Genomic DNA, 9477 nt, shown 5'->3' on the forward strand with positions numbered 1-9477 from the left:
AAACGGCAGTAATTTCCATCGGCGCGCCGCCACTTGAGTTCCGCCCGACGGGCGCGGGGCAAGCGGCACTCCCGGCGTGCGAAAACCTAGGCGGGTCGATCAAAAAGGGAAAGGGCCCGACAGGGAGACAGAAAGTGCCTGATTTGGTGAGGTATTTTAACGGGGCCGCCTCGCAAACCAGCATCAAACCAAGATCAACCTACCGTCGCAAAATGCATTGATATCAAGGGTAGGCCTTCCTAGCGATACGTTCCTAGCGACTCGTGCAGCGAGAGCCACGATTGCATGGCCTCATAGTCATTGCTCGCGTTAAGGAGGCTGGCTGGCCCAGGGTTCCGTTTAGTTCCTCCGGAACACGCAATGTTTCCCATGGTTTAGGCAGTTGCACAGGCGCAGCGGCGAGGGGCGCGCATACGCGCTCGCCTATCTCCGGATGGCTGTCAAGGAGCGCCTCTACGCGGCGTGCCTCGGCCGCACCGATCCCGTGAACCGGTTGCCACCGGCGTCGCCGACGACCGACACGAACCGCACAATCACCAATCGTGCGGAGTCCATCAGCCGCCGGGCAGGTACCGATCCGCGCTGAACACAAAGCGCGGCAGACGACTGCCGTCAGTCGACCGAACAACAAGCAAACGACCGGTATCGAGGGGCAGCCAGACGGTATTGCTATTCGCAGCGAGCATTTCGACGCTACCGGCTGCGTTGCACCACTGACCCGCGCCGGAGGACCAATCGCGGAGATCGAGCAAAGTCAGCCGACTAGTCTTTTGCCGGTACGTTGCTCAGTTCGGTATTGGCGTCTATGAGGAGCTTCATCAAACGCATGAATTCCCTTTGATCGGCCTTCGATAGAGATTCAAGCAGGCGTTCCTGCGACCGAACCAGTCGTGGCACGACGGCCTCGGCGATCTCGACTCCCGATTCTGTCGGCGTAATTTGCCGCGCGCGTCGATCGTGCGGCGCGACATTGCGAACAACCAGTCCCCGGACCTCCAGGCGATCTATAACACCTGCGATTGTCGATGTGTCAATGCCAATTTGCGACGCAAGCGTCTTTTGGTCGATTTCCGGGTTATTGCAAATCGTAAGTAAGGCAGCACATTGAATAGGCGTGAGATTGAGATCGTCAACCTCCTGAACGAACAGGGCGACAGCGAGCTGGTGAACCCGCCGCGCGAAGTGACCCGGCATGGTGCAGATATCAATGTTCAAAAACGTTTCGGTCATTGCCGTCCTCTGGGACTTCGGGGATTACCCGAATTCTACACGGTCATATAGTTCGTATACTGATCATACGCATACAAAGTAATTCGTGCAACGGAGTTGCTTGTCGTGCGCCATGACCGGCAGTGCAATTGATCGACCGCCCTGGTCAGTGCAGCCTGCGTTAAGTCATACGAGTGGACACTGACGTGGTGGTATTCGCGCCTCTGCAGTTCCTGTGGGGCGAGACACTTGAAGGAGAATGAAGTGAATTGGCTGAAAAATGTGTGGTACGTCGCGGGCTTTTCGCGCGAACTGGATGGCGGTCAAGTCGTGGACCGACGATTTTTGGACACGCCGGTCGTCATGCTGCGCCATTCAGATGGGCGCGTAGCAGCGTTGGAAGATCTGTGCCCCCACCGCCTAATGCCGTTGTCGGCTGGGACGCGTGTCGGAGACGAACTGCAGTGTGGCTATCACGGCATGCGCTTCAGGATCGATGGGCTATGCACGCTGGCGCCAGGTCAAACGCACATGCCGAGTCAGGCATGCGTGCGCAGCTTTCCGCTCAGCGAAAAACATGGCCTCCTGTGGATTTGGCTCGGGGACGCTGGTCGAGCCGACGTCGATCTCATCCCTGACATCCGTTGGAATGACCATCCAGATTGGACGCCGTCACGGGGCTACCACCATGTAAAGGCAAATTTCCGCCTTGCAGTCGACAATCTCATGGACCTCGGTCACGAGAGCTGGGTTCATCTCCGCACGATCGGCCAGGGGCACGAAGAATGCATCCCTAACTATCCGGTCAAGGTTTCAATCGAGGGCGAAGGTTTGCTAAAGGCTCATCGCGAGATGCCCGATATTGACGCTCCCCCGTTCTTCGCCATGGTGCTGAATCATAGTGGACCGATTAATCGATGGCAAACGGCAATCAGTCTCGCCCCCAGTATCTGCATGACCGACTTCGGTGTTTACCCGGTGGGGACCTCGGCCGATGACGCATATCGAAGTCATGTATGCCACCTTCTCACGCCCGAAACGGAAGAATCCAGCCATTATTTCTGGTCGGTGGCCAGAAATAAACGGCTTGATGATGAAACCCTCACACAGGATGTTTGCGAGGCCATCACTCAGACGTTCGACGAGGACGCCGAAGTCCTCGAGATCCAGCAGGCCCAGATCAAAAAACTGGGTGGTGCGGTGCCGCGAGTTGCCTTGAAGGTCGACGAGGCACCGATTCGTACACGACGACTACTGGACGCGCTAATCAAGCGCGAACAGGAAGATCCCACCTTCGTATATCGACCCGCACTCATGGTCGATGACGCGACGCCAGCGCTCCAGATGGAACTGACGCGGCGATGAACTTTTAAACTGTTGATCGGGCTCCGGTGGTTTCTGTTTGAAGGATCCATCTGGGACTAATCTCCTCGAATCAGTCACGCCATCGGCGACGATGGCTGGCATGCCTGGATGATCGTCTCAAGGATTCGCTACCTTGATGCAAATATAGCCGTTACGGCCCTTGAGCAGGAGATTGAAAAATGGCGGGCAGGGAAGAAGATATTAAAGTCCGGGTTGCGCGTAAAGAGTCGATCGCGCTCGACGTCGCGCTGTTCGAATTGACAAGCTTGAGCCAAGCACCCCTACCCTCGTTCAGCGCAGGGTCGCACATTGATGTTCATCTGCCTGGAGGCATGGTCCGGCAGTACTCGTTGTGCAACGACCCAACCGAAACTCATCGTTATCAGATTGCGGTTCTGAAGGACGCGACGGGACGCGGGGGGTCGCGTGCGATGCACGACTCAGTCCATGAAGGTGATGAAATTCGCGTTAGCGCACCCAGGAACTGCTTCGAACTTGGGGAAATATCGGAGGACATAATTCTTTTGGCCGGAGGTATTGGCATAACGCCGATTCTGTCTATGGCCGAAAGTCTTTCGGCGCAAGGTCGTTCCTTTCAGTTGAATTATTGCGCTAGATCGCGTGAGCGGATGGCGTTTATCGATCACATCGACCGATCCCGCTTTCGGACAAAGGTGAATTTCCATTTTGACGACGGAGACGATGGCCAAAAGTTTCGGCTAGAAGAGGTGCTTGGCAGGGGACAAAACCAGTCGCACGTCTATGTGTGCGGCCCGAAGGGATTCATGGACGCCGTACTTTCCGCCGCGAGGGAAAGTGGATGGTCGGAATATCGACTTCACTACGAGTTCTTCAACGCGGAACCTGTTCGTCTGTCGACCGAAAAGAGTTTTGAAATCCAGTTGGCAAAATCAGGGCGGGTTCTCTGTGTTGCTCGGGAGCAAACCGTCGCAGAGGCGTTAGCAGCGCACGGGGTAAACATACCGACGTCATGTGAGCAGGGTGTTTGCGGAACTTGTCTGACCCGCGTAATCTCCGGGCAACCTGATCACAGGGATATTTATCTTTCCCCGGAAGAACAGAAAAAAAACGATCAATTTCTCCCGTGTTGTTCGCGATCACTGTCTTCCAGGCTAGTACTCGATCTGTAACTATTCGCTCGAATTAGTTGTATTAGTCGTGATTCCATGGCGCGAGAAGTGTGCTTTACCTCGGGAAGCACGCGGGGCCATGGGCTGAGCAATTGCAGAAGCGACGTCCGTCAAACGTAGTCGCTGTTGCGCTGGCGAACAAGATTGCCCGAACGATCTGGGCAATCCTCGCGCATGACAGACCGTACGATCCAGCTCATACAGCAGTAAAGTCAGCTTGATAGACCGAGCAAGAGGGTAAAGCTTGTAGGAATGACGTCGAAAGGTTGCGTTGGCAATCGAGCGTGATGACAAGACAGGTCGGACCGTGACTCGCTGAACCTGAAAGTTAATTCGAGCGTTCAGCTCGTGCGACAAATGAGGGGCGAGTCAGCGGATTTCATCGGGGCCCGCAGCGTATGAGGCTGCATTGAGGCCGCATATAAAGCTGCAACCCATCCTGTCGATTCAACGCGCGAGAAAAACTGGCGCATCGGGGGCGTTCATATAAAAATTATCTTGGCCGGCGTGCTGCTTGACGCTGTCTAGAAGAGAAGATTTCACAAGAAGGCACTCGTATGATCGATACGAAGACAGATGTGCGCGGGCACGATCACCCAGTCTGCGCGTCCGTTGTCGATGTGTTGGCCCGGATTGGCGAGAAATGGACCGTCATGGTTGTGGGCACGCTGAGCGAAGGCCCGCTACGATATACCGAACTCCAACGTCAAGTGGGCAGCATTTCGCAGCGCATGCTGACTCTGACACTGAAAGCATTGGAGCAGGATGGATTGGTGAACCGGACGATGTACCCGACCATCCCACCGCGTGTGGACTATGAGTTGACGTTCGTGGGCCGCAGCCTAAAGATCGAGCAAGAGAACTGGTGTCTTGGCCCTCGAAACGCACATCATCCTCGTTCCGTTGCGCCTCTCGTTGTCGCTCAAAACGCTGTCGCGATGATCGGGTATGCCTTCGATCACAGCAGTCTCACAACTGCCGCATAGCCCTTCCCTACACGAGTTGGGTACTTCGATGCCGGCGGAACACACAGCGTCAAGGATCGACTGATTGGAATGCACTTTCAGATTCTTCCGCGAGCGGACAAGTTGCACCTCAAACGCCTCATTAGCCTCGGACTCGTCCTGCCGACGTTGAAAACGTTCCGCGCGGAACAGTCCCGGATGCGTGAGGCGCGCAATTGATCCGACAGCCTCTATCAGCGAGGAGGGGCCACAGCAATACAGCATCTCTCCGGCATCTCCATCTGCCGCCCATGACTGGATATCAGGAATGCCTTGCTGATCGGTAGATACGAGTACGGCGCGCTCACGCCCCGCATCCAGCTTGATCAACTCTTCAGAGAACGCCATACGATCCGGCGTTCTGCAAAGATACAAGAGTCTCCAAGCAACGCCCGCTTCGTTGCATTGTGCGATCATGGATAGAATGGGTGTGATTCCGATTCCACCGGCCACAAATGAATATGAGGGCGCTGATTCAAGGACAAAATTATTCCGCGGGCGCCCTATGCCGAGTGCCAAACCATCTCGTGCCCACTTGTGTAACCGCGCTGAGCCTCCCTTGCTCTCCTGCACAAGCGCGACGCCGATGTGGTAGCGCACAGGTGTGGCTGATGCTGTGCCGCAGAGCGAGTATTGCCTGACCATCCCATCGGGAAGAAAGACATCGATATGCGCGCCCGGTGTGAAATCCGGCAACAACCGTTGTCTTGGTGCGACCAAGCTGACTTGGATCACATCGCGGGCCACTGCCCTCACGCTTTCCACAACTACCGAGAGCGTTTCGTTTCGGGCGATACCACTTTTCGTGCCGACCTCCATGACTCAGTGCCCCCTGTTTGCATCCAAATGCACTTCATCGGGAAGCGACTCTCTACTCTCAGCCCTGATCGCCTGATCCAGCATCCACCTGAATTGTGTGGGTGCTGCGTCCAAACTGCAGGGAAGCATCCTGAAGTCATCAAACCGCTTGAGGTTTTTTTCTTGAGCCGTAATGATCACACGGTCCTCTTCGAATGCGGAAAGAATACTCTCGTGCAGCAACCGCGTAACGTCTTGATTGTCCGGTTCGAATCTCCTCGGCTGCGAGAAGAAATAGTGCGTTGTTCCGTCAGTCTCCGGCGTAACTGCCTGACAGTGGCGAAACTCGATCGCCTGGCTGCGATCCCCTTTTTCTGCGCCAGACCCTGCCGGTGCAAAACCTGAGTCCATCACGAGGACCCCTGGAATGAAAAACTCGTAGTTATTCCAGCGATCCACATTGCCAGCGTGACCGACCAAGGTCCGAACGAACGGCGCCGGTGGTCGATCCATGAACCAGCGGGTAATGTGGAGACTGCGTTCACGCCGATCCACCTTGGATCGCAGTTGCGCGTACTCCTCCGACCCACCCAGAGTAGACGGGTGGACAAAAGACAAATGCGAGAAATCCAGCAAGTTGTCATTGAGGAGGCGGTAGTTCGCTTCATAACGGATGTATCCCGGCGGCGTACACGTCCACCCCGGATCATCCAGCCAATGCGTATCGGGAATAATCGAGGGCTCCGCGTGTTCCGGATTTCCCATCCAGATCCACACCCAGCGATGACGCTCGATCACGGCAAACGAGCGCACGAACGCCGCAGCAGGGATCCGGTCCTGACCCGGAATCTCTACGCATCTCCCTGAACGATCGAATTTGAAGCCGTGATACATGCATCGAACTCCGTTGGCCTCGCGGCGTCCACACGACAACGGCGCACCACGATGACAACAACGATCCACCAGTGCCTGCACCGTGCCTGATTCGTCGCGCCAGAAGACAACTGGCACCCCACAAATCGTCCTCGCGAAAAGCGAGCTTTCAGCGATCTCGTTCGACCACGCAGCTACATACCAGCAATTCCTTATGAACATTTCTCCTCCCGGGACACATTTCGCGTCAGGCACTCACATAAGACTTATAATCTCATTTTTTGATATTTTGGCTGTCATGTTTCGTACTTTCAACGACACTATAGTACATAGAATCTCTATTCTGGATACTTTATCCTACAGAATAACCCTATGAAGGGCGAGATCCGGGGTCCCGAGGCGTGCATCCGCGAGCGCTGGAGTGAGTTGGCTCGTTTCGACTGGTGTCCTGGGTAAAATCTGAGACCGTCACCAAACTGAAATGCGGAACGCCTTGAGCAAGGCCCTACCTCGATGAGCAAGTTGGCAAAGATGATGGATGTTCTTGATCTGTTCACACCCGAGACCCCGTTGATTAGCGTCGAGGAGATGGCCGACCGGCTCGCCATTTCGCGTCCGACCGCGTTTCGGTATGTCAAAGAGCTAAGCAGCGTTGGATTTCTAGGCAAGCTGGGCACTCGCTACGCCCTCGGAGCTCGAGTAATCGAGCTTGAATACCAATTTCGCCAATCAAGTCCGATTCTCAATGCTAGTGCCGAGGTCATGCGAGAGCTGGCGCAAGCGACAGCAAGCGGCGTATTTCTCGCCCACCTGCTAGGGACTACAGTGTTCAACCTCCAGATTGAACCGCCCGAAGCAGCTTCTCTCGTGACGTTTGGCCGAGGCCGGCCACTGCCGATATTGCGTGGCGCGGCCTCCAAAGTGATACTCGCTCACCTGCCGACGACCAGGCTGAAGACGATCTTCGAGCAGCACAGCGATGACATCGATCACATCGCGACTGATTTCGAACAGTTTGCACGTTACTTCCGACACATCAAGAAACGCGGGTACTACGTCTCGAAGGAAGAAGTCAACCAGGGAGTTGTGGGCATCGCCGCGCCCATCTTTGGCGATCGACGTGCAATTCTCGGGAGCTTGGTTTTGGTGTTCGAAGAACGACGGCAAAAGTGGATGGATGAAGCTGGCTGCGCGGAGCTCGTAATGAGTGCCGCCCGCGAGATTACAGCTCGCATATCCAGTGCAGCGGACGAGGTCATATCAGCTCCCGGCTGATGTTCTCGCTTGACCCCGGCGGTGCTATCTGAAGCAGAACTTTGTGGTGCCGCTCGCAACCACGCTCAAGCAGTCGGTACTAAAGCTGGATGACGCGGGTGCCACGCCTTATTGCACCGCGAAGCAATCCATTCGTTGAGGACTTCGAGCGATTCTCAGCGACGGAACACGGCTTCGTGCCAGATCTGCCGGCGCCGGTCCTACGCGTTTTTCTCGACGATGCCTTTCTCCCCGCCGGCACCGCGGTTGCAGAACTCAGCCTCAAACAGGTAACGGCTGCCCATCGCTTTGAAGCGCGCAATGGGCGCAAGGTAGGGATACCTAATCTCCATGGCAATTGCGTGCGTATGCTCATGGCGTACCTCGACGGTGTTGACATCGACACAGCCGCACCCGCGCGGTGGCATCGGCGCATTTCAGCAGTTCTCCCAACAGCTTTTAGTGTGCGCGTAACTGAGTGCTTCGCCAATCCTTGTCGCCGGCCCAACAACGAGCGCATTGCCATTAGCGTCGCTCGAATCGCGTCCGAGGCTTCCGCATAGTCGGTGAATCCGCGAGGAAAGCCGTTCAGCTCCTCAAGTTCCTCAGGAGTCAGGCGGCGATTACGCCGGAAGCCTCCCTGACCGCGTGCTTCGTCCTCGACGCGGAGGTGCCGCCCTCCGACGTGATGATGGTCCGTGATGGAATGTCCAGAGGGTCGGGGAACGCCATCGCACCTTTCGTATATTCGTACTCAAAGCCGTTCTTGAGGCGAGGAACCCGCTTCACCCCTTTTGCAGCCAACCGCTTCGCTTCATCCTCCGGCTTAATGTAGAAGGCTGTAGGCATAGGCCCTGTCTTGCGGACAACGTCGCCTAGCGTCATCGCGCCTGCCGAACCAGTAAACACGGCGAAATCATCAAAGGCTTTCGGTTTCGCTTGCGCAGTCCACACATCCGTCCCGACCATGAGACCGCTCCGTTCGACAGGGGCCGATAGAACATCTGCTCTTCGAGCGGCTCGTGTCGCATAGCATATGCCGGCGCTCTCACATCACACCCATGAACATGTACCGCCGGAAACGCGCGGCTCAACACAGATTCGCTAAGCCAGCCCTCGCTTCCCTTGTGGAGGCTCAAGACTACTCGGTACGCGAGCGGAGTGGTCACATGATAGGCGACGGTGAAAGTGCGCCACCGGCTCTGCGGAAAGCCGTAGTCCGCCGCGCTCACTACGCGCCATTCTGCTGCATAGCCCATGCCGCAGAGTGTTGACAGTACCATGGCGAAGTCTCGTCCGGGGCAACTCGCCGGAAATGAAATGAGATGGTCAATGTTCTCGAGGACGATGTACGGCACGGGCTTCCGTCTTCGAGGCGTTGCCACAGTAGCTCGGATATTGACCACCAAAGCTTGCCCTGCGTGCGTTCAATACCGCGAGCCAACGAGAGCGGTTTGGCCACGGAGTGGTCCTGGCAAGGAAACCCGCCGACCACAACGTCAGGTCGAGCCTCTCGAATTGCCGCGCGCCCTGCTTCCGAATTGAGCACCTCGGCAATGTCTTGATTCAGGTGAGCACCATCTTGCCAGTGTGCCCGATAAATCTCACTCGCATACTGTCTTTTGCGAACGGGTTCCCACTGGTTGCTGAGATTCGGGCCAAAATAGATCCACTCTTAGTGCTCCGCTTGGCGGAACCGGCGCTCGTTTACAGCGGGAGCGCGCGAATTTTCGCGACGGCCCCTCAAAGGCTTAGTCCAGCAGACCGGACAGCCCAATGCATCTGTACGCGTCTCCATTGAATACAAATGCTGACGCTACCCG

The 9477-nt window shown here is 56.1% G+C and carries 10 protein-coding genes and 2 pseudogenes; 5 read left to right on the forward strand and 7 right to left on the reverse strand.

The features are described 5' to 3' along the window. Positions 1-253: 253 nt before the first annotated feature. Positions 254-631 carry a phage integrase family protein gene (locus U5A58_RS40955; RefSeq protein ID WP_408602549.1) on the reverse strand — a complete coding sequence of 126 codons (378 nt, stop codon included), beginning with the start codon at positions 629-631 and terminating at the stop codon, positions 254-256. Between the two features lie 131 nt (positions 632-762). After that, positions 763-1230, reverse strand: coding sequence for a MarR family transcriptional regulator (locus tag U5A58_RS40100; protein WP_321917599.1), 468 nt, complete (start codon positions 1228-1230; stop codon positions 763-765). A 243-nt stretch (positions 1231-1473) separates the two neighbouring features. Between U5A58_RS40100 and U5A58_RS40105 the strand changes: the two genes are divergently transcribed. The 4 genes and pseudogenes from U5A58_RS40105 to U5A58_RS40960 form a co-directional block, all read left to right on the forward strand. Then, positions 1474-2574, forward strand: a complete 1101-nt coding sequence (locus tag U5A58_RS40105) for an aromatic ring-hydroxylating dioxygenase subunit alpha (protein ID WP_321917597.1) — start codon at positions 1474-1476, stop codon at positions 2572-2574. Positions 2575-2753: 179 nt separating this feature from the next. Further along, positions 2754-3725 carry a PDR/VanB family oxidoreductase gene (locus U5A58_RS40110; protein ID WP_321917595.1) on the forward strand — a complete coding sequence of 324 codons (972 nt, stop codon included), beginning with the start codon at positions 2754-2756 and terminating at the stop codon, positions 3723-3725. Positions 3726-3760: 35 nt separating this feature from the next. After that, positions 3761-3946, forward strand: a pseudogene (locus U5A58_RS40115) (IS110 family transposase); the annotation flags it as partial. Between the two features lie 432 nt (positions 3947-4378). After that, positions 4379-4513: pseudogene (locus tag U5A58_RS40960) on the forward strand (winged helix-turn-helix transcriptional regulator); the annotation flags it as partial. Between the two features lie 54 nt (positions 4514-4567). Here U5A58_RS40960 and U5A58_RS40125 read toward each other — a convergent pair. Both U5A58_RS40125 and U5A58_RS40130 read right to left on the reverse strand, forming a co-directional pair. Continuing rightward, a complete protein-coding gene (locus U5A58_RS40125) occupies positions 4568-5548 on the reverse strand; it encodes a PDR/VanB family oxidoreductase (protein WP_321931494.1) in 981 nt (326 codons plus the stop codon). 3 nt (positions 5549-5551) lie between these two features. Continuing rightward, positions 5552-6622, reverse strand: a complete 1071-nt coding sequence (locus tag U5A58_RS40130; protein WP_321917593.1) for an aromatic ring-hydroxylating dioxygenase subunit alpha — start codon at positions 6620-6622, stop codon at positions 5552-5554. 291 nt (positions 6623-6913) lie between these two features. On the opposite strand from U5A58_RS40130, the gene U5A58_RS40135 reads away from it, so the two are divergent. After that, the gene (locus U5A58_RS40135) at positions 6914-7675 is read left to right on the forward strand and encodes an IclR family transcriptional regulator (protein ID WP_321917591.1); all 762 of its coding nucleotides are present in this window, start codon (positions 6914-6916) and stop codon (positions 7673-7675) included. A gap of 591 nt (positions 7676-8266) precedes the next feature. On the opposite strand, the gene U5A58_RS40140 is transcribed toward U5A58_RS40135, so the two are convergent. From U5A58_RS40140 to U5A58_RS40150, 3 genes are read right to left on the reverse strand one after another with little or no spacing between them, the layout of a single operon-like run. Next, positions 8267-8623, reverse strand: a complete 357-nt coding sequence (locus tag U5A58_RS40140; RefSeq protein ID WP_321917608.1) for a hypothetical protein — start codon at positions 8621-8623, stop codon at positions 8267-8269. Then, entirely contained in the window at positions 8536-9003 is a 468-nt protein-coding gene (locus U5A58_RS40145) for a DNA cytosine methyltransferase (RefSeq protein WP_321931495.1), read from the reverse strand. Before U5A58_RS40145 ends, U5A58_RS40140 begins: the two co-directional genes overlap by 88 nt. Next, a complete protein-coding gene (locus U5A58_RS40150) occupies positions 8886-9323 on the reverse strand; it encodes a DNA cytosine methyltransferase (protein WP_321931496.1) in 438 nt (145 codons plus the stop codon). Before U5A58_RS40150 ends, U5A58_RS40145 begins: the two co-directional genes overlap by 118 nt. Positions 9324-9477 lie beyond the last annotated feature (154 nt).

This window comes from Paraburkholderia sp. J7, assembly GCF_905220155.1.
Taxonomy (GTDB): Bacteria; Pseudomonadota; Gammaproteobacteria; order Burkholderiales; family Burkholderiaceae; genus Paraburkholderia.

What these genes read in the sequence shown, in the direction of transcription:
- U5A58_RS40100 (WP_321917599.1), bottom strand. Translation starts at nt 1,230, where the DNA reads ATGACCGAAACGTTTTTGAACATTGATATCTGCACCATGCCGGGTCAC.
- U5A58_RS40110 (WP_321917595.1), top strand. Translation starts at nt 2,754, where the DNA reads ATGGCGGGCAGGGAAGAAGATATTAAAGTCCGGGTTGCGCGTAAAGAG.
- U5A58_RS40125 (WP_321931494.1), bottom strand. Translation starts at nt 5,548, where the DNA reads ATGGAGGTCGGCACGAAAAGTGGTATCGCCCGAAACGAAACGCTCTCG.
- U5A58_RS40130 (WP_321917593.1), bottom strand. Translation starts at nt 6,622, where the DNA reads ATGTTCATAAGGAATTGCTGGTATGTAGCTGCGTGGTCGAACGAGATC.
- U5A58_RS40135 (WP_321917591.1), top strand. Translation starts at nt 6,914, where the DNA reads ATGAGCAAGTTGGCAAAGATGATGGATGTTCTTGATCTGTTCACACCC.
- U5A58_RS40140 (WP_321917608.1), bottom strand. Translation starts at nt 8,623, where the DNA reads ATGGTCGGGACGGATGTGTGGACTGCGCAAGCGAAACCGAAAGCCTTT.